Here is a 20,553-nt window from a genome sequence, read left to right as displayed (position 1 = left end):
GACCTTATAATTTCCTCCACTGATTTAGATAAGCGATACAAGCTATTCCCCACCTCCAAAAGAATGAATCAAGTTCCTCACTGCATATATTAAACTATACTTTTTCTTAAGGAGGGCTTCCTTAATGCGTACTCCTTTATCCTTTGATAAAGACACTGCCATACTGTTAGCTTCTTGTTGTGAGTTAACGTATGAACAATATAAACAAAATGGCATTTTCGAGATACCAGATGGTTTTCAATATGTACAAGGGTTTCAAGGAAAGGCCATTCAAACAACAGAATGGTTCGGATTTATATTAGAATCTGAGGATACAATTATCGTTGCCTTCAGAGGCACTCAAACAGACCCCGATTGGATTATTGATTCTCTCGTCAATCAAAAACCTTATCCTTATGCTTTAAATGGCGGAAATGTCCATAACGGTTTTCTCTCTATTTATGAGTCTTGTCGTGATTCTATTATGGATATGCTCGTATCATTGCCAGCACATAAAAAACTGCTAGCTACTGGGCATAGTCTAGGTGGCGCACTTGCCACATTACACATATTAGATGCACGTATAAATACTGCCTTCGCACAGTATGGACTTTATACATTCGCTTCTCCAAAAGTAGGAGATATCGCTTTTCGAAATTATTATAAACTACAAGTAGCTAGTAGCTTTCGTTTCGTCAACTTGTTCGATGTCGTCCCACTTCTCCCTCCCCGAAACATAAATTTTAATGATCATGATTGGGAGTATGCACACGTCCATCACAACATGACATTTACAAAAAACACAAAATCCATTACAAATAATCATTCCATTACAACATACAAAACATGTCTGACTTCTCATTTTTAACCAGTAAACAATTGGAAATAAAATATTCGTATACTATAATAATGTATGAAGTTATTTTTGGATGAGGGGACCTTACATGTTAAAATTTATCTTCGCACTTTTTCTTATTGTAATTTTTACGGTTACAGGTTTCTTTACATTTTCATACTTTGCGACAGGAGAGTATGATGGGGCAGGTATCATATATACCACTGTTCCATTTCTTTCTTAAGCAAAATAAATAAAACGAGCTTAATTTTATTAAGCCCGTTTTATTTATTAATATCCATTTCGGTTGGTAAATCGATAATATATATCCCAATATAGCAACCTCTTTAAAACTGTTTAACTGCATTACCAATACCCCAAATTTCATTACTGTACTGCAAAATTGTCCGATCGCTCGCAAAATGACCAGACTGTGCAATATTTAAAATCGACATTTCTAGCCACTTCGTTCGGTTCTCATAAGCTCTACCGACAGCCTCTTGTCTTTCAGCATATGGACCAAAATCTCGCAGAACGAAATATTCATCGTTTTGAATAACGAGAGAATCGTAAATCGCTTCAAATTCAGCTCCCGATTGTGCAAAGAAACCATTTGTTAATTGATCAACTACTTTTTTAATGTGTCTATTGTGGTGATAATAATCACTTGCACGATAGCCACCATTTTGATAGTAATGAAGAACTTCTTCGGCCGTTAAACCGAAAATAAAACAGTTATCATCACCGACCCGGTCTTTTATTTCAACGTTAGCACCGTCTAGCGTTCCGAGTGTAATCGCACCATTCATCATAAATTTCATATTACCTGTTCCCGATGCTTCTTTACTCGCCGTTGAAATTTGTTCACTTACATCCGCCGCTGGGAATATATCTTCCGCTAAAGAAACTCGATAGTTTTCTAGAAAGATAACTTTCATATATTGACTGACATACGGGTCATTATTTACTTTTCTTGCGAGTTCATTTATTAATTTAATAATTTTTTTCGCGTAATAATAGCCAGGTGATGCTTTTGCTCCAAAAATAAAAGTACGCGGATAAAATGTAAAACTAGCATCCTCTTTCAAACGGTTATATAAATATAAAATATGAAGAACATTTAATAATTGTCGTTTATAAGCATGTAATCTTTTCACTTGCACATCAAAAATAGAATTTGGATCAATGGTAATCCCCATTGTATTATGAATACGCTCTGCTAAAATCTCTTTACGCTCTTGTTTTACCTCTGCAAATTTCTCTTGGAAACTCGCATCATATTGAACTAATTGTAGCTCTTGAAGCTTAATCGGTTCTTTCTTCCACTCCGTTCCAATCGCCTCTGAAATGAGATTTGTTAACTGTGGATTTGCTTTCATAAGCCAGCGCCTATGAGCAATTCCATTCGTCTTATTATTAAACTTATCTGGATAAAATTCATAAAACAATCGCATTTCCCGCTGCTTTAATATTTCCGTATGAATTTTTGCTACACCGTTTACGCTATGGCTACCGACAATCGCTAAATGAGCCATTTTCACAAGGTCATGTGCAATAATCGCCATTGCTTCAATACGATCCCACTCATACGGATACTGTTCCCACAGTTCATGACAGAAACGTTCATTAATCTCTTCAATAATCATATAAATTCTCGGTAATAACGGTTTAAAAATGTGAATTGGCCACTTTTCGAGCGCTTCTGATAACGTCGTATGATTCGTATAAGAAATCGTCTGCGTCGTTATGTGCCAAGCTTCTTCCCATGCTAACTTTTCTTCGTCTAGTAAAATACGCATCAGTTCCGGAATTGCTAAAACCGGATGTGTATCGTTAATATGGATCGCAATTTTTTCATGTAGTTGACGAAGGTCACCATATCTTTCTCTATGCATTCGAACGATATTTTGCAAACTTGCTGATACGAGGAAATACTGTTGTTTTAAACGAAGTATTTTTCCCTCATCATGCGTATCATCTGGATATAAAAACTCCGATACAGCCTCTGTTTCACGCTTATATTTCAAAATATCTTTGCAGTTTTGCGGGAAAGGAACTGGTTCAGCATTCCAAAGTCTAAGTGTATTTACAGTACTCGTCTCATAGCCAACTACCGGCACATCATATGGCACGGCCATAATGACTTCTGCATTTGTATGCCTAAACTCTAAACGCCCGTCAATTTCCAGCGGTTCAACACTGCCGAAATAACTTACTTCTACAGCTTGATCATACCTTCTTACTTCCCATACGTTTTCATGAAGAAGCCACTGTTCTGGAAATTCAACTTGATAACCATCAACAATTTTCTGATCAAACAAACCATGTTTATAACGAATTCCACAGCCGTGTCCTGGTAAGTTTAAAGATGCGAGTGAATCGAGAAAACAGGCTGCTAAGCGTCCAAGCCCACCATTACCAAGGCCTGCATCTGCTTCCACTTCTTCTAACTCTTGTAACGAAATCCCTAGTTCAGATAACCCCTGCTCGCATACATCTCGAATACCTAAATTCAAGATGTTACTTCCAAGCAAACGTCCAAGCAAAAACTCAATAGACAAGTAATACATTTGCTTTTGCTCTCCGGATCGATAACTCTCGTTCGTTGCAATCCATTGACTATTCATATACTCACGTACCATATGGCCGAGCGTATTATATTGATCACGAGTTGTAGAATCTTTAAAACTTTTACCATACATCGTCTCTAACTTTTCTAGAAAAGTTGATTTAAAACTTTCAACATGAGTAAACATTTTTTCACCACCTACATGTTATTCCATGAGACTTTTATACAATTCCTTATAAGCAAGAGCCGATTGCTCCCAGCTATAATCTTCAGTCATCGCTTGTTTTACAAGCTGCTCCCACACTGGTTTATCATGATAGAATTCAATTGCACGATGAATCGTATGCAGCATGTCATGTGCATTAAAATTCGTGAAACTGAAACCATTTCCTTCGCCTGTTTCTTCATCATAAGAATGTACCGTGTCGTTTAACCCACCTGTTTCTCTTACAATTGGAATTGTACCGTATGCTAATGCGATAAGTTGTCCAAGTCCACACGGTTCAAACAGCGATGGCATTAAAAACAAATCGCTTCCCGCATACACTTGGTGAGCTAATTCTTCATTAAATCCGATATAAACTTTTACCTTCTCCGGATACTCATATGCCATCCACTCAAAGAATTGCTCATATTCCGAATCACCTGAACCTAAAATAATACATTGTACATCTTCTTCCATTATTTCGCGGAATACAGTACGTACTAAATCAAGACCTTTTTGTTTCGTTAATCTCGTTACCATTGAAATAATTGGTGTATCCTCTTTTTCTGGCAAACCAAAATAACGCTGCAAGGCGCGTTTATTTTCACTCTTTTCATATAATGACTCTGCATCATACTGAGCCTTAATATACGAATCCGTTTCTGGATTATATACGCTCGTATCAATACCATTTACAATGCCGCTAAGCTTATCATTATATTTTCGCAGTAATCCATCTAACTTCTCACCGAAAAATTCATATTGAATTTCTTCTTTATACGTCGGGCTCACCGCTGTAATTTGATCCGAAGCGATAATACCGCCTTTCATAAAGTTTACGTTTCCATAAAACTCTAGCTGCTCACTATGAAAATATTCATCACCAAGCTCTAACAAGTCGTACATCACTTCAGGAGGAAATACACCTTGGAACTGCAAGTTATGAATCGTATATACCGTTTTAATACGCTCATATAACGGGTTATCTTGATACTTTTCACGAAGTAAGAAATTAACCATAGCCGTATGCCAATCATGGCTATGAAGAACATCCACTTCAAAATCAAGGTGCGGAATACACTCTAACACTGCTTTTGAGAAATAAGAAAAACGCTCTCCGTCATCGTAATGACCATACAGAGAATCTCTCTTAAAATAATATTCATTATCTATTAAGTAATACGTAATTCCGTCTTGCTCACCTTTTAAAATTCCACAATATTGATTTCTCCACCCAAGAGGGACGTTAATTACTTTATGTAACGTACATCCATCTCTTAACTTTTGCGGAATGAGACTATAATTCGGAAGTATAATACGAACGTCCACTCCTAATTTTTTTAGCTCTTTTGGGAGCGCACCCGCTACATCAGCTAATCCTCCCGATTTCACAAACGGTACACATTCTGATACTGCAAATAAAATATTCACTTGTTGTCCCACTGCGCGAAAAGTTTTTATTACTCCTCTTGCAGCTTCCTCCCTTCGAGTTTTCATTTAAATTAAAACTTTAATCAGTGGAGGAAAAAGCCCCCACTGATTCTTTAGGAATAACTATTAATCGTACTGTTTTGTACGCTTCCTTTTTCTACAACATACGGCTCATCGGCGTTTCCTTTTAATACGACACCGTCGCCAATTTTCACGTCTTTATCAATAATAACACCGTCTATTATACAGTTATCTCCAATTTGGCTCTTTTGCATAATAATACTGTTACGAATAATTGAACCTTTTCCAATTTTAACTGAACGGGAAACAACACTGTTTTCGACTTCCCCTTCAATAATACTGCCATTTGCAATCATTGTATTTTTCACGACTGCACCCTTTAAATAACGAGTTGGTGGCTCATCTTTTACTTTCGTAAAGATCGGTGCTTCTTTCTTAAATAATTGCTTCCAAATAGCAGGTTGCAAAATTTCTAAGCTATGTTTATAGTAACTTTCAATCGAGTCAATAATTGCTACATATCCAGTATGTTCATATGTAGCAATGTGTAATGATTTCCCGCGCTTTTCTCTCACTACATCAAATAAACTGTATTGTTCCACACCTTTATATGACTCAAATAAGTCTAACAATAATTGTTTCTTTAACACGTATGTTTGAAGCGAAACCCCTTCATGGCAAACTTCTGTAATATCAGCTGCCGTATGTATATGTCGCTCTAACACCGCTTGAAAATTTAATGCTGTTACGAGATGGCTATTCGTAATAACAACGTACTCTTCTCTGCTTCTTAGAAAATAATCAATATGTCTTCTAAAGTGTGCAAAAGACCCAAATTCATCTTGGTCACATTGGCAGTTTGGCGGGAATAAAAATAGTCCGTCTCGTTTTCTATCTAAATCCCACTGTTTTCCTGAACCAACATGGTCCATTAACGAACGATTTTTATGGCTTGTAAAAACTGCCACACTATGAATACTAGAATTCACCATATTTGAAAGCATGAAATCAATGAGTCGATAACGGCCCCCAAACGGTAACGCCGCTAGTGAACGATGCCCTGTTACTTTCTTTAAGGAAGGAAAACTTCCCGTTGCATTAATAATTCCTAACATTTTTTCTCCCATTCATTTCATCCCCCTTTTCTATTTCCCTTCAGCAATTAATACTACATCGTCAACATTCTTTTCTGGACGAATGATTGTTCCATCTTCGATAACCATTTCTGATCCAACAATCGCTCTTTCAATCACAACATTTTTACCAATCTTAGCCCCTGGCATAACGACAGAATCAATCACCATACTTCCTTCTTCCACCGTCACTCCTTGGAATAACACAGAATGCTTCACGTCCCCTTCAATGACGCATCCTTCGTTAATAAGCGATTCTTCTACTTTCGCCTTTTCAGCAATATATTGAGGCGGTTCGTTTGGATTGACAGAGTAAATACGCCAATTACGATCGTTTAAATTCAGTGATGTTTCATCGCGAAGCAAATCCATATTCGCTTCCCATAAGCTCTTCACCGTTCCAACATCTTTCCAATATCCTTCAAACGGATACGCCATTAACTTCTTCCCTTCATCCAATAAAAGCGGAAGTACGTCTTTTCCGAAATCGTTACTAGATTCAGGGTTTCTTGCATCCATCTCTAAATACTCTTTCAAAATTGACCAATTAAAAATATAGATTCCCATTGATGCAAGATTACTTCTTGGAAATTGTGGTTTCTCTTCAAACTCAACAATCTCCATCTCTTCATTCGTATTCATAATGCCAAAGCGACTCGCTTCATCCCAAGGTACTTCAATAACAGAAATGGATACATCCGATTCTTTCTCAATATGGTAATCTAGCATCTTACTGTAATCCATTTTATAAATATGGTCGCCTGATAAAATGAGAACATACTCCGGTTCATACTGACTTAAATAGTTTAAGTTTTGATAAATGGCACTTGCCGTACCTGTATACCACTTAACCCCTGAAGACTCCGCATAAGGAGGTAATACTGTGACTCCACCGTTTACTCGGTCTAAATCCCACGCATTTCCGATTCCGATATAATTATGAAGTTCGAGTGGTTGATATTGTGTTAAAATCCCAACCGTTTCAATACCAGAATTCGCACAGTTACTTAGCGTAAAATCAATAATGCGATATTTACCACCAAATGGAACAGCTGGCTTGGCTAAATTTTTTGTTAATGCACTTAAACGACTACCTTTTCCCCCTGCTAGTAACATTGCTACGCACTTTTGTTTTTGAGCCATCTTGTTTTTTGCTCCCCTTTCTCGTCTTCACTGGTCGTAATATGGATACGCCAAATGGTGGAATTGTAATCTCTACATGTGCTGCTTGATTATGGTACGGTTCTAGAATCGTCTTAAGACGTTTCTTATTCACTTGCCCCGAACCGCCATATTGCTGTGCATCACTGTTTAAAATCTCGTTATAATACTCGAAATCTGGTACACCTACTTTATAGTTTTCATATGTAGCTTTCGTAAAATTACATACGATAACTAACGCATCCTCTTGTTTATCCCCTTGACGGATAAACGAGAAAATACTTTGCTCGTTATTATTAGCATCAATCCACTGAAAACCTTCAGGCGAATGATCAAGCTGCCAAAGTGGTTTTGAGCGCTTATACAATGCTATGAGCTCTTTAAAGTAATCATGCATATAACGATGCATTTCAAAATCATGTAAATTCCAATCTAAATCTTCAAGGTCTTTCCACTCATCAAACTGCCCGAATTCTCCTCCCATGAAAAGTAATTTCTTTCCTGGGTGAGTAAAGAAATATCCATATAATAAACGAAGCTGAGCAAACTTATCCCAGTAATCACCTGGCATTTTATTTAATAACGACTTTTTCCCATGAACGACTTCATCATGAGAAAGCGGTAATATGAAGTTTTCAGAGTACGCATATAGCAAAGAAAACGTCATTTTCTCATGAATGTGTTTCCTATATTCAGGCGCACACTCCATATATTTCAGCATGTCATTCATCCAGCCCATATTCCATTTGTAATTGAATCCAAGCCCACCTTCATACGTTGGAGTTGTTACAAGTGGCCAAGCTGTTGAATCTTCTGCCGTCATAAGAAAATCTTCATCCTCTGCAAACACTGCTTCATTTAACTCTCTTAAAAATGAAACAGCATGCTCATTACTTTGCTCTTGTCCTTCTTTATTCCAGTACAACATGTTCGCAACTGCATCAACTCTGAAACCATCAATATGGAAATATCTCATCCAAAATAACGCATTTGAAATTAAGAAATTACGTACCTCTCTCTTTCCTAAATCAAAATTGACAGTTCCCCATACTGGATTTTCTTGTACATCTTTATCTTTATATTCATAGGTCGGTGTACCATCAAACAAATATAAACCGTGAGCATCTTTACAAAAATGCCCCGGCACCCAATCTAAAATGACACCGATTCCATATTTATGACATTCGTCGACAAAATGCATTAAATCATGCGGCGTACCAAATCTACTCGTCGCTGCATAATATCCCGTTCCTTGATATCCCCAAGAACGATCATATGGATGCTCAACAAGCGGCATAATTTCAATATGTGTAAATTGATGTTCCACCACATATGGAATGAGTTCTTCTACCATTTCCCTGTAAGAATACAGTGTTCCATCTTCTTTCTTTTTCCAAGAACCAAAATGCAATTCATAAACTGTCATCGCTTCTTTATAAATCGATTTTTTCTTTTTCTTACGAATCCAGTTTTTATCATTCCATTCATATCCCTTTATATCAAAAACTACAGATGCCGTATTCGGTCTTACTTCTGCATATACAGCATACGGATCTGCCTTTAAAATGACGTCACCAGCCAACGTTTCAATCGCATATTTATATATTTCTCCTTCTTCAATATGCGGTATAAACAAGGACCAAATGCCTTCTTCTGTCACTTGTAGCATTTTATGTTGCTCATAATCCCACTCATTAAAATCTCCAACAACACTCATTGCTTTCGCATGAGGAGCCCACACTGTAAATCGTACTCCTTGAATCTCATCTTCCGTCACAACATGTGCGCCAAAGATATTATAACTTTCATAGTACTTTTCTGTATGAAACTCATCTCGTTTCACTTCTTCACAATTTATTACACTCAATATGCTCACCTCACTTAGATGACAGAATTTTTTATACTTTAACTATTTCTGCGAAAAACTGCAATATCCTTGTTAATTTATAAAAAACATTCGTTTTTTTCTTAAAAATGTTAGTTTTCCTTCACATTTCCGTGTAAAATATCGAATTTTGACGAATATTCATTGAAAACGCTTTATTATTCTTCTATATTTTTACCAATTATTTTTTCTCAACCTTTATTTTATTATGTTTATCCTATTTTTCATGCTATTTTCCACTTAAATTCAAAACAAAATAATCTGTCATAAAAAAATGTTTCTCAATATTTTTTGTCACAATGTTATTGAAATGCGAAATTTATAAGCATATACTTGTTCTCAATAAAGAACGACGATCTTTCGTAACTACAATTCATAGCGGACTACTATGTTTACTCGTTTATCCTTGTTGCGAACGGTTGCTATACAAATTTAACTAGGAGGCTTTCTTATGTCATTAAAACAAAAAGTAGGAATGGGAGTTATCACCGCTTCACTTGGCTTATCCCTTACATTCGGCGGTGTATTCGCCTATTTCAGTGATTCAGAAACATCAAGTAACTCATTTCAAGCTGGAACACTAGATCTTTCTATTAATCCAAGTGTAATCGTTAATGTGAAAGATTTAAAACCAGGTGATTTTATTGAAAGGAACTTCAAGCTTGAAAATAAAGGTACATTGGATATCGCAAAAGTAGCACTTGAAACATCATATGAAGTTACAGATGCAAAGCAAAATAATGACGGTGAAGATTTAGGTGATCACATTATCGTCAAGTTTCTAGTAAATGATGGACAGCCATCTAATCCAAACGATGATCATGAGATTTTGTGGGAAACAAAACTATCACAATTAAAAACTATGAAACCTGAAGATGTCGCTACTTCTCTAGAACGTCATAACTTAATAGACGGTATTAAATCTGGTGAAACAGATTATTTACACGTCCTCTTCTCATTTGAAGATAACAACCAAGATCAAAATAAATTTCAAGGTGATTCCCTGCAGCTAAACTGGACATTCCATGCAGAGCAAACACCAGGCGTGGAGAAATAATTTTTAAAATATAAATTACTGGAGGCTTATACATGAAAAAGAAAAATCGTTTTGTTACCGGAATTGTAACGGCTGGCGTTCTATTTTCAACTGCCCTTCCATTCAATGTACTTGCTGAAAATCCTATTAACCAAATTGACTCTTCAAACGCCCAGTCTTTACTATCAAAACTTTCTAAAGAACAGCGTCAGGCATTACAAACGTTAGATGCCAATCCTGGCTTTACGATTTCGCCAGATATTAATACGAGTAGTCCCGAACCAGTAAATATCATTGTAGAATTTCAAACTGCGCCAGTAAAAATTAATGAATTAAAACAAAAAGAAAAAGGATTACAAGCTGCTCCTGAAAATATAAAAGCACGTATTGATCAAGAACATGAGGAATTTCAAAAAGGACTAAAACGTCTTTATCAATTCAGCCCATCAGTAAAGTCAGGGAATTTCCAGTCAGTACAAATTAAACGTTCTTATAAACATGCGATAAATGGGGTTGCGCTGACATTACCAGCAAATACAGTGGAAGAATTGTTACGGATTGGCGTTGTAAAACGTATTTGGAAAGATTACGAAGTGAAATTAAATTTACCGAAACAAGCAGAGCAAAAAGCGCCTCAAAAACTAACAGATAGTATTCCGCAAATTGGGGTCGATAAGTTACATAGTGAAGGCATTACCGGAAAAGGAATTAAAGTTGGTGTATTAGATACGGGTATTGATTACAATCACCCTGACTTAAAAGATGTATATAAGGGCTATCGCGCAAAACCTGGCGAAGATTCTAGCAAGGTAGATCCAAACTCCGTAAAAGGTTGGGACTTTATTAATAACGATGCAGATCCGATGGAAACAACTTATACAGAGTGGCAACAATCTGGTGCTCCTGAATTTGATGATCGCGGCTCTTCCTTCTACACCGCCCATGGTACTCACGTAGCAGGTATCGTTTCTGCTCAAAAGAAAAATACATCAGATTCCGCAGTAAAAGGCGTTGCCCCTGACATTGAACTGTATAACTATCGTGTACTCGGCCCATACGGAAGTGGAGATAGTTCAGGCATTATCGCTGCAATTGATAAATCTATTTCTGACGGTATGAACGTTATTAACTTATCATTAGGTGATGATAGCAACAATCCACTCGATCCAACATCTATCGCTGTTAATAATGCAATGCTTTCAGGCGTTGTTACAGTCGTTGCTGCTGGCAACTCTGGTCCAAATCCAGCGACACTCGGTTCACCAGGTGCTTCTCCATTTGCAATTACGGTTGGAGCAAGTGATAGCTCTATTTCCTTACCGAAACTATCAGGTCATGCGGGACAATTACAATTTCCTAACCTAATTCTATTCGGCAAAAATTTCACTGATAAAATAGAGGATTTCAAAGGACAATCTCTATCTATTGAATCTGTAGGAATTGGTACGTCTGACGAGTTTAGTAAAAAAGATGTAAAAGGAAAAATCGCTCTCGTTGCACGTGGTACACTGTCATTTGATGAAAAAATTGCTAACGCAAAACAAGCTGGTGCAAAGGCCGTTATTATTTATAACAATGTGGACGGAGAAATTCCTTTCTACGTTGGTGAAAGTACAAAATACATTCCAGCATTCCGCCTAACGAAAGAAGACGGTGAAAAACTAAAAGCTCAAATCGAACAAAGTAATACATCCTTTACTTTTGACGAACTTAGTTATATTCAAACAGAAGGCGATCATCTTGCAGACTTTAGCTCACGCGGTCCTGTTACATCAAATGATGATATTAAACCAGATATTACAGCGCCTGGTGTTGCTGTACTTTCAACAGTACCTGAATATATTAATGACCCACAAGAGGGCGAAAACTATGACGTTTCCTATGAGCGTATGCAAGGAACATCTATGGCTTCTCCTCATATCGCGGGCGTTGCTGCTCTTATTTTACAAGAACACCCAGAATACTCTCCATTCGATGTAAAGGCGTCTCTTATGAACACAGCTGATGATTTAAAAGAAAAGTATTCCGTATATGAAGTTGGAGCTGGACGAGTAGATGCATACAACTCCGTTCATACGGAAACAAGTTTTAAAGTGCTAGATACAACAAAAACAGTTGTAAATGATGAAGTAATTGAAGTACCAGAAGAAACCGGATCCATTGCATTCGGGAAGTTCTATCAAAAAGACGGTGAAGCTCTTGAACAAAAACGCAATGTAAAAGTAGCTAATCATAATAAACAAGAGAAGAAAGAATTTAAAACAGAAATTTCTTATACACCAGCTTCTCCTTCCATTAACGACGCTACCGCAAATGGTGTAAAAGTTTCTATTGCAGAAACAATTACTGTTGATGCTGGAAAATCAGATGAAGTTGAAGCAAAAATTAATATTCCAGCTGGCGTGAAGCAAGGCCGATATGAAGGATATATTCATATTACAAATACGAAAAATAAAGAAGAAACGTATCAAATACCATTCTCTATTCGTGTATCAGAGCCTGGTATTGAAAATGCTTTTTTATCAAGAAAATCCATTTCAACTGATACATCTAAATTCAATCCATATCGTGAATCGTATTTACACGGAGCATTCCAATTAAATAGCGACCTTGAGACGTTAGATCTTATCGTGAAGGATTCAAAAACAAATAAAGCGCTTGGCTTCATTGGAACATTAAACACAAGCGGACTAAAAACGGATGTGTATTACTACTTAGATTCATTCTTTAACGGCAGAGTATATCCTTTCACAAATGATCCTGCAAAACCAATTGGTGATGAGAAAATCGACTTACCAGAAGGCGATTACACAATTGAATTTGTTGGCTATGATAAAGATGGTAAAGCACGTGTGAAAGGTGATTATGTCGTAATTGATAATACACCGCCAGAAGTAAAATTAACTGGATTAAAACCTGGTATTTATGAATTAAATGAAGAAAACTATACAGTAGAAGACGGTAAAAAGGCATTATGGATTAAAGGAAATGTGTATGATTCGAATGTTGACTACTTAAAAGGAAAAGGATTAAACATTACGCAAGAAGCAAACGGAGTGATGTATTATGACTATTCTCCATACTTGCATAAGTTTTTACCTATTAATGCAAACGGTGACTTTAAAGTTGGCATTACTCCTGAATCCTTTAAAGTGGAAGGTCCAATGAACACAGGGGTATATATTTTCGATTATGCAACTGCAGGAGTTGACTATCCAAGCGGTGTAAATAACTATTGGTTTATCCCGCAAGGAGCTCAATATGCGAAAACTAGCTATGATAAAAAAGAAGTATATAAAGGTGATGAATTCACTGTGACGCTAAACGCCAAACATGTGAAACAATTTGTTGCTGGGGAATTTAACGTAAAATTCCTAGAAAAGAACTTCAAATTTGCAAATGCGAAATTGAATCCTGCTTTTAAAAAACTCCTTTCTGAAAAAGGGGTAACAGCAAAAGTAAATGAACCGAAGCTAGAAGCAGGCTCTGTTACAGTTGGCGGTGCTATCGATGACAAAAACTTCGCTGGATTAGATGGTGATTTCCCGTTCATTGATGTAACGTTCAAAGTAGAAAACGATGAGTTTTATGAAGCAAATGCTCAATTAGAGTTACCAGTGTTTGTATACTGGAAACCAGGAGAAACAGAGCCAAATAGAATGCGTGTCCTTCAAGATCAATCATTCTCAGTAATGTCCTTAAACTCATTAGTAGAAGGAAATATTAAGCCTGGTGCATTCTTAAATGAACGTGGATATTTAGATGAAAAGTTCGATTATACAAAGCTTGGCGTAAAAGTATATGCGACTGATTCTTATCGTCATAAGTTTGAAGGCTCACTAGATAAATACGGATACTTCAAACTAAATGGACTTCCAGTTAATAAACGCGACTATAACTTATATGTAGAGGTGCCAGGACATTTAACAAGCCGCCTAACAACGAAACTTGGTACTGAAAAAGACGGTAAGCTGCTTGGCCAATATTATTATGCAAGACCTGACGAAAACCTTGCCGGCGATGTAAATGCTGATAAAGTAATCGATATTAGAGATGCTGAAATTATCGCTAGCAACTATGGCAAAAAAGGACTAACTGTAAAAGACGGAGACCTTAATAAAGATGGGATTGTCGATGAAAAAGATATTCGCTTCGTCGAAAAGAACTTCTTGAAAAAAGGTCCGGATGCATCTAAATCACAAACACCTGTAGAAAAATCCAAAAGCGGTACACTGGCAGATATTTTAAAGAAATTAGGATTAACGCCTAAAAAATGATAAAGTGAAACTTTAATCAGTGTGGGGTGTTAATCCCCCACTGATTATTAGTTGAACCAATCGGGCTTTTACGGGCAGTTGATCACCAAACTAACTTCTTTGCTTTCGCTGCATTTTGAGGTGGGGATCTTACTGCCCGTTAATGCGGGATAATAAAGAGCACTCTACTTAAAGTAGAGTGCTTTTTTCTATAAACGACCCTGATCCAGCAAAAGGGGTATATTGGGGATATACAAGGGAAACCGGAAAAGGAATTTATATTAAATTATATGAATTTAGAGGTAGGAAGCAGTGTCCCGCCCCTAAATGATTTAGCAATTATTATAGTACTGGTGCCATTGTTTCTTTTAATACTTTTACAGAATGAGCGAACTTCGCTTTTTCTTCTTCATTTAACTCAAGCTCTACGATTTCACGTACACCTTCGCGGTTAATTACAGCTGGAACACCTACGTAAGCATCTTTCTCACCGTATTGGCCTTCAAGGTATGCAGATACAGTTAATACGCTGTTCTCGTTGTTTAAGATTGCTTTAGTTACACGAAGTAGTGACATACCGATTCCGTAGTAAGTTGCACCTTTACGCTCGATGATATGGTAAGCTGCATCACGTACATTTTCGAAGATTTTATCTAAGTCTTCTTGTTTGTACTGTTCGTTGTTAGCTAAGATTGTTTCTAGTTTTTGTACACCGATAGTAGCGTGGCTCCATACTGGAAGTTCAGTATCACCGTGTTCACCAACGATGTAAGCATGAACGTTGCGTGGATCTACATCTAAGTAGTCACCTAACATGTAACGGAAACGAGCAGAGTCTAAAGTAGTACCAGAACCGATTACGCGCTCTTTCGGTAAACCAGATTCTTTCCAAGTTACGTAAGTTAAAATATCAACTGGGTTAGTTGCGATTAAGAAGATTCCATCGAATCCGCTATCCATAATGCCACGAACGATTTGTTTAAAGATCTTTGTATTTTTCTCAACTAAGTCTAAACGAGTTTCACCTGGCTTTTGTGGTAACCCAGCAGTGATAACAACTAAATCTGCATCTTTACAATCTGCATAGCTACCGCTCCAAACTTTTGTTGGTGATGGAGAGAATGGTACCGCATGGCTTAAGTCCATTGCTTCCCCTTCTGCTTTTGCTTCATTAACATCTACTAATACGAATTCTTCAGCTACACCTTGGTTGATCATTGAGTAAGCGTAACTACAACCTACAGCTCCTGTTCCTACTAATACTACACGATTGATACCTTTTTTCATGGTAATTTCCCCTCTCTATTGTTCACATATATTTTTTATGATTGTTTAAGTAATTAATTAAAATACTAATTTAATGTTGTTTAACTTCTTTACATTCATATTGTAGCACGTATTATTGTGAATTACTTCACAAATTATGACCTATTTGTGAACTTTTTCACATAGAGTGTAAAGTTATTGGAATAGGTGTGGAATCCATTTCAATGGAGGCGTTTTCTTTAGATTGTGAAAGGGATTTTCTTGTGTTTTTTGTCGGTAAGTGAAATTATACCAGCGATTTTTAGAATATATCGACTGTAACTCCAAATATATCAGCGATTATTGAAATTTATCGACCGTAACTCAAATTATATCAGCGATTTTTGCAATATATCGACTTACCGACAAAACTCGACAATACTGACAACATAAAAAAGCTGTCTTCAGTAGATCACAGCTATTGAGAGAAAGCAGCTTCTTCTATATATTATTTATTTTCCACAGTAGCTCCCAGATGCATTTTCATCGGTTTCTCCAAGTGTAGGAGGCTACAGCCATACAGCTGGGGTAAAAGTTCAAGTTGAAGTTAATTCCTTCATATTCATACAGGTCCAAATAATTAACATGATTGTATTTACGGCTCTCTATGTACCCAACTGCAACAGCGAATACTTCATATTTCTTCTATTGCATAAAAAAGCAGACTATCCAAAGTCCATTTTTATACAACAAAAAAGAGATAGCAGATTATGCTATCTCTTTTAGTATGACCCGTACGGGATTCGAACCCGTGTTACCGCCGTGAAAGGGCGGTGTCTTAACCACTTGACCAACGGGCCAGTTCTGGCAGAGAAGAAGGGATTCGAACCCTCGCACCGCGTTCGCGATCTACTCCCTTAGCAGGGGAGCCCCTTGAGCCACTTGGGTACTTCTCTATAAATATGGCTCCGCAGGTAGGACTCGAACCTACGACCGATCGGTTAACAGCCGATAGCTCTACCACTGAGCTACTGCGGAACAATTATGGTGGGCCTAAATGGACTCGAACCATCGACCTCACGCTTATCAGGCGTGCGCTCTAACCAGCTGAGCTATAGGCCCATAATTGAAAAGCGGGTGAAGAGAATCGAACTCTCGACCAGAGCTTGGAAGGCTCTTGTTTTACCACTAAACTACACCCGCATTAAATTGTAAATGGTGAGCCATGAAGGACTCGAACCTTCGACCCTCTGATTAAAAGTCAGATGCTCTACCAACTGAGCTAATGGCTCATTTTGAAAGTGGTGCCGACTAGAGGACTTGAACCCCCAACCTACTGATTACAAGTCAGTTGCTCTACCAATTGAGCTAAGTCGGCTTGCGACTTCAAAATGGTGGCTCGGGACGGAATCGAACCGCCGACACGAGGATTTTCAGTCCTCTGCTCTACCGACTGAGCTACCGAGCCTTTATGTAAAAATGGCGGTCCCGACCGGGGTCGAACCGGCGATCTCCTGCGTGACAGGCAGGCATGTTAACCACTACACCACGGGACCATTTGGTTGCGGGGACAGGATTTGAACCTGCGACCTTCGGGTTATGAGCCCGACGAGCTACCGTGCTGCTCCACCCCGCGATGATAAAATATTTACTTTAGAAAAAATGGAGGAGGTAGAGGGATTCGAACCCCCGCGCGACTCTCGCCGCCTGTCGGTTTTCAAGACCGATCCCTTCAGCCGAACTTGGGTATACCTCCGAGATATATACGTCTAATGGTGGACCTTGTAGGACTCGAACCTACGACCGGACGGTTATGAGCCGTCTGCTCTAACCAGCTGAGCTAAAGGTCCTTTATGGTAGCGGCGGAGGGGATCGAACCCCCGACCTCACGGGTATGAACCGTACGCTCTAGCCAGCTGAGCTACACCGCCATAAATGATATTAATATAAGTGGAGCCTAGCGGGATCGAACCGCTGACCTCCTGCGTGCAAGGCAGGCGCTCTCCCAGCTGAGCTAAGGCCCCATATTTTTTAGGGATATCGGGAAGACAGGATTTGAACCTGCGACCCCCTGGTCCCAAACCAGGTGCTCTACCAAGCTGAGCCACTTCCCGTTAATAAAAGCGCGCCCGAGAGGAGTCGAACCCCTAACCTCTTGATCCGTAGTCAAACGCTCTATCCAATTGAGCTACGGGCGCATATGGTGCCGAGGGCGGGGGTCGAACCCGCACGGTGGTCACCCACCGCAGGATTTTAAGTCCTGTGCGTCTGCCTGTTCCGCCACCCCGGCATGTCATATTGAAAATTGGAGCGGAAGACGGGATTCGAACCCGCGACCCCAACCTTGGCAAGGTTGTATTCTACCACTGAACTACTTCCGCAAGACATGTATGAGTTATTTAATTAAAAGTGCGGGTGAAGGGAGTCGAACCCCCACGCCAAAGGCGCCAGATCCTAAGTCTGGTGCGTCTGCCAATTCCGCCACACCCGCATATTAATTTATTTAAGAAAAATGGGGCGACTGATGGGAATCGAACCCACGAATGCCGGAGCCACAATCCGGTGCGTTAACCACTTCGCCACAACCGCCATGATTTCTGGTGCCGACTAGAGGACTTGAACCCCCAACCTACTGATTACAAGTCAGTTGCTCTACCAATTGAGCTAAGTCGGCTAAATGGTGGAGGATGACGGGATCGAACCGCCGACCCCCTGCTTGTAAGGCAGGTGCTCTCCCAGCTGAGCTAATCCTCCATTTGCCTGGCAACGTCCTACTCTCACAGGGACAAGGTCCCAACTACCATCGGCGCTAGAGAGCTTAACTTCCGTGTTCGGTATGGGAACGGGTGTGACCTCTCTGCCATCATTACCAGACTGTATTCATTTAAGACAAGAATTATTATAACTCATTTACTTTTGAAAGTCAACAAGTTTTTTATATTCTTTCAAAACTAGATAACATTGCTTCATATTATATGGTTAAGTCCTCGATCTATTAGTATTCGTCAGCTCCACATGTCACCATGCTTCCACCTCGAACCTATCAACCTGATCATCTTTCAGGGATCTTACTAGCTTACGCTATGGGAAATCTCATCTTGAGGGGGGCTTCATGCTTAGATGCTTTCAGCACTTATCCCTTCCGCACATAGCTACCCAGCTATGCCCTTGGCAGAACAACTGGTACACCAGCGGTGCGTCCATCCCGGTCCTCTCGTACTAAGGACAGCTCCTCTCAAATTTCCTACGCCCACGACGGATAGGGACCGAACTGTCTCACGACGTTCTGAACCCAGCTCGCGTACCGCTTTAATGGGCGAACAGCCCAACCCTTGGGACCGACTACAGCCCCAGGATGCGATGAGCCGACATCGAGGTGCCAAACCTCCCCGTCGATGTGGACTCTTGGGGGAGATAAGCCTGTTATCCCCGGGGTAGCTTTTATCCGTTGAGCGATGGCCCTTCCATGCGGAACCACCGGATCACTAAGCCCGACTTTCGTCCCTGCTCGACTTGTAGGTCTCGCAGTCAAGCTCCCTTATGCCTTTGCACTCTACGAATGATTTCCAACCATTCTGAGGGAACCTTTGGGCGCCTCCGTTACACTTTAGGAGGCGACCGCCCCAGTCAAACTGCCCACCTGACACTGTCTCCCGGGTCGATAAGACCCGTAGGTTAGAATTTCAATACAGTCAGGGCGGTATCCCACCAGCGCCTCCACCGAAGCTAGCGCTCCGGTTTCAATGGCTCCCGCCTATCCTGTACAAACTGTACCAAAATTCAATATCAGGCTACAGTAAAGCTCCACGGGGTCTTTCCGTCCTGTCGCGGGTAACCTGCATCTTCACAGGTACTATAATTTCACCGAGTCTCTGGTTGAGACAGTGCCCAAATCGTTACACCTTTCGTGCGGGTCGGAACTTACCCGACAAGGAATTTCGCTACCTTAGGACCGTTATAGTTACGGCCGCCGTTTACTGGGGCTTCAGTTCAGAGCTTCGCTTACGCTAACCCCTCTCCTTAACCTTCCAGCACCGGGCAGGTGTCACCCCCTATACTTCGCCTTACGGCTTCGCAGAGAGCTGTGTTTTTGCTAAACAGTCGCTTGGGCCTATTCACTGCGGCTTTCCGTTAAGAAAGCACCCCTTCTCCCGAAGTTACGGGGTCATTTTGCCGAGTTCCTTAACCAGAGTTCTCTCGCACACCTTAGGATTCTCTCCTCGCCTACCTGTGTCGGTTTGCGGTACAGGCACCTTTTATCTCGCTAGAAGCTTTTCTTGGCAGCGGGGAATCAAAGACTTCGCTCCATAAGGAGCTTCCCCATCACAGCTCAGCATACGCGATAAGCGGATTTGCCTACTTATCAGCCTAACTGCTTGGACGTGCACAACCAATCGCACGCTTCTTCTATCCTTCTGCGTCCCTCCATTGCTCAAACGATAAAGAGGTGGTACAGGAATATCAACCTGTTGTCCATCGCCTACGCCTGTCGGCCTCGGCTTAGGTCCTGACTAACCCTGAGCGGACGAGCCTTCCTCAGGAAACCTTAGGCATTCGGTGGACGGGATTCTCACCCGTCTTTCGCTACTCATACCGGCATTCTCACTTCTAAGCACTCCACCAGTCCTTCCGGTCTGACTTCACTGTCCTTAGAACGCTCCCCTACCACTGATACCATTGGTATCAATCCGCAGCTTCGGTGGTGTATTTAGCCCCGGTACATTTTCGGCGCAGAGTCACTCGACTAGTGAGCTATTACGCACTCTTTAAATGGTGGCTGCTTCTAAGCCAACATCC

Annotated in this window: 10 protein-coding genes, 22 tRNA genes and 2 rRNA genes (1 of these 34 only partly in view); 4 read left to right on the top strand and 30 right to left on the bottom strand. The window is 39.8% G+C overall.

What is annotated here, in order from left to right; translation table 11 throughout:
* Positions 1-124 precede the first annotated feature (124 nt).
* Together M1D66_RS03105 and M1D66_RS03100 are read left to right on the top strand one after the other, a co-directional pair.
* Positions 125-847 (top strand): lipase family protein, encoded by a 723-nt coding sequence (locus M1D66_RS03105; RefSeq protein ID WP_001260111.1) that lies wholly within the window; start codon positions 125-127, stop codon positions 845-847.
* Between the two features lie 76 nt (positions 848-923).
* Positions 924-1,058: a hypothetical protein gene (locus M1D66_RS03100; RefSeq protein WP_000911075.1), complete on the top strand. Its 135-nt coding sequence runs from the start codon at positions 924-926 to the stop codon at positions 1,056-1,058.
* 103 nt (positions 1,059-1,161) lie between these two features.
* Here M1D66_RS03100 and glgP read toward each other — a convergent pair whose 3' ends face one another.
* The 5 genes from glgP to glgB all read right to left on the bottom strand — a co-directional run bounded on the left by glgP (position 1,162) and on the right by glgB (position 9,201).
* Positions 1,162-3,570: a glycogen phosphorylase gene (gene glgP / locus M1D66_RS03095; RefSeq protein WP_000494108.1), complete on the bottom strand. Its 2,409-nt coding sequence runs from the start codon at positions 3,568-3,570 to the stop codon at positions 1,162-1,164.
* Between the two features lie 18 nt (positions 3,571-3,588).
* Positions 3,589-5,019 (bottom strand): glycogen synthase GlgA, encoded by a 1,431-nt coding sequence (gene glgA, locus M1D66_RS03090; RefSeq protein WP_023901191.1) that lies wholly within the window; start codon positions 5,017-5,019, stop codon positions 3,589-3,591.
* Between the two features lie 113 nt (positions 5,020-5,132).
* Positions 5,133-6,167 (bottom strand): glucose-1-phosphate adenylyltransferase subunit GlgD, encoded by a 1,035-nt coding sequence (gene glgD, locus M1D66_RS03085; protein ID WP_000504167.1) that lies wholly within the window; start codon positions 6,165-6,167, stop codon positions 5,133-5,135.
* An 18-nt stretch (positions 6,168-6,185) separates the two neighbouring features.
* Positions 6,186-7,316 (bottom strand): glucose-1-phosphate adenylyltransferase, encoded by a 1,131-nt coding sequence (glgC, locus tag M1D66_RS03080; protein ID WP_000057604.1) that lies wholly within the window; start codon positions 7,314-7,316, stop codon positions 6,186-6,188.
* On the bottom strand, positions 7,264-9,201 hold the full coding sequence (gene glgB / locus M1D66_RS03075) for a 1,4-alpha-glucan branching protein GlgB (protein ID WP_086386024.1): 1,938 nt from the start codon (positions 9,199-9,201) through the stop codon (positions 7,264-7,266). Before glgB ends, glgC begins: the two co-directional genes overlap by 53 nt.
* A 469-nt stretch (positions 9,202-9,670) precedes the next feature.
* Between glgB and M1D66_RS03070 the strand changes: the two genes are divergently transcribed.
* Together M1D66_RS03070 and M1D66_RS03065 are read left to right on the top strand one after the other, a co-directional pair.
* Positions 9,671-10,276 (top strand): CalY family protein, encoded by a 606-nt coding sequence (locus M1D66_RS03070; protein WP_000053930.1) that lies wholly within the window; start codon positions 9,671-9,673, stop codon positions 10,274-10,276.
* 32 nt (positions 10,277-10,308) lie between these two features.
* Entirely contained in the window at positions 10,309-14,532 is a 4,224-nt protein-coding gene (locus M1D66_RS03065) for a S8 family serine peptidase (protein WP_242554983.1), read from the top strand.
* A gap of 321 nt (positions 14,533-14,853) precedes the next feature.
* Here M1D66_RS03065 and M1D66_RS03060 read toward each other — a convergent pair whose 3' ends face one another.
* The 25 genes from M1D66_RS03060 to M1D66_RS02940 all read right to left on the bottom strand — a co-directional run.
* Positions 14,854-15,798 (bottom strand): L-lactate dehydrogenase, encoded by a 945-nt coding sequence (locus M1D66_RS03060; protein WP_000715339.1) that lies wholly within the window; start codon positions 15,796-15,798, stop codon positions 14,854-14,856.
* Between the two features lie 746 nt (positions 15,799-16,544).
* Positions 16,545-16,616, bottom strand: a tRNA-Glu gene (locus M1D66_RS03055).
* A 5-nt stretch (positions 16,617-16,621) separates the two neighbouring features.
* Positions 16,622-16,712 (bottom strand) — tRNA-Ser (locus M1D66_RS03050).
* Between the two features lie 7 nt (positions 16,713-16,719).
* Positions 16,720-16,794 (bottom strand) — tRNA-Asn (locus tag M1D66_RS03045).
* A 7-nt stretch (positions 16,795-16,801) separates the two neighbouring features.
* Positions 16,802-16,878 (bottom strand) — tRNA-Ile (locus tag M1D66_RS03040).
* 10 nt (positions 16,879-16,888) lie between these two features.
* Positions 16,889-16,959 (bottom strand) — tRNA-Gly (locus M1D66_RS03035).
* A gap of 13 nt (positions 16,960-16,972) precedes the next feature.
* Positions 16,973-17,048: transfer RNA gene (locus M1D66_RS03030), tRNA-Lys, on the bottom strand.
* A gap of 10 nt (positions 17,049-17,058) precedes the next feature.
* Positions 17,059-17,134: transfer RNA gene (locus tag M1D66_RS03025), tRNA-Thr, on the bottom strand.
* A 14-nt stretch (positions 17,135-17,148) separates the two neighbouring features.
* Positions 17,149-17,224 (bottom strand) — tRNA-Phe (locus tag M1D66_RS03020).
* A 12-nt stretch (positions 17,225-17,236) separates the two neighbouring features.
* A tRNA-Asp gene (locus M1D66_RS03015) sits at positions 17,237-17,312 on the bottom strand.
* 3 nt (positions 17,313-17,315) lie between these two features.
* Positions 17,316-17,392 (bottom strand) — tRNA-Met (locus M1D66_RS03010).
* Positions 17,393-17,419: 27 nt separating this feature from the next.
* Positions 17,420-17,512, bottom strand: a tRNA-Ser gene (locus M1D66_RS03005).
* 17 nt (positions 17,513-17,529) lie between these two features.
* Positions 17,530-17,606 (bottom strand) — tRNA-Ile (locus M1D66_RS03000).
* Positions 17,607-17,610: 4 nt separating this feature from the next.
* A tRNA-Met gene (locus tag M1D66_RS02995) sits at positions 17,611-17,687 on the bottom strand.
* Between the two features lie 20 nt (positions 17,688-17,707).
* Positions 17,708-17,780: transfer RNA gene (locus M1D66_RS02990), tRNA-Ala, on the bottom strand.
* A 16-nt stretch (positions 17,781-17,796) separates the two neighbouring features.
* Positions 17,797-17,870 (bottom strand) — tRNA-Pro (locus M1D66_RS02985).
* Between the two features lie 10 nt (positions 17,871-17,880).
* Positions 17,881-17,954 (bottom strand) — tRNA-Arg (locus M1D66_RS02980).
* Positions 17,955-17,957: 3 nt separating this feature from the next.
* Positions 17,958-18,046 (bottom strand) — tRNA-Leu (locus M1D66_RS02975).
* Positions 18,047-18,062: 16 nt separating this feature from the next.
* Positions 18,063-18,137, bottom strand: a tRNA-Gly gene (locus M1D66_RS02970).
* A gap of 29 nt (positions 18,138-18,166) precedes the next feature.
* Positions 18,167-18,247 (bottom strand) — tRNA-Leu (locus M1D66_RS02965).
* Between the two features lie 22 nt (positions 18,248-18,269).
* Positions 18,270-18,345: transfer RNA gene (locus tag M1D66_RS02960), tRNA-His, on the bottom strand.
* A gap of 9 nt (positions 18,346-18,354) precedes the next feature.
* Positions 18,355-18,430: transfer RNA gene (locus M1D66_RS02955), tRNA-Thr, on the bottom strand.
* A 4-nt stretch (positions 18,431-18,434) separates the two neighbouring features.
* Positions 18,435-18,510, bottom strand: a tRNA-Val gene (locus M1D66_RS02950).
* Positions 18,511-18,514: 4 nt separating this feature from the next.
* Positions 18,515-18,630 (bottom strand): 5S ribosomal RNA (gene rrf / locus M1D66_RS02945).
* Between the two features lie 101 nt (positions 18,631-18,731).
* A 23S ribosomal RNA gene (locus M1D66_RS02940) occupies positions 18,732-20,553 on the bottom strand (it continues 1,100 nt past the right edge of the window).

The organism is Bacillus sp. PK6-16 (assembly GCF_056530295.1).
The sequence above is the reverse complement of the archived record's forward strand: the minus strand, read 5'-3'. Positions and strand labels throughout refer to the sequence as shown.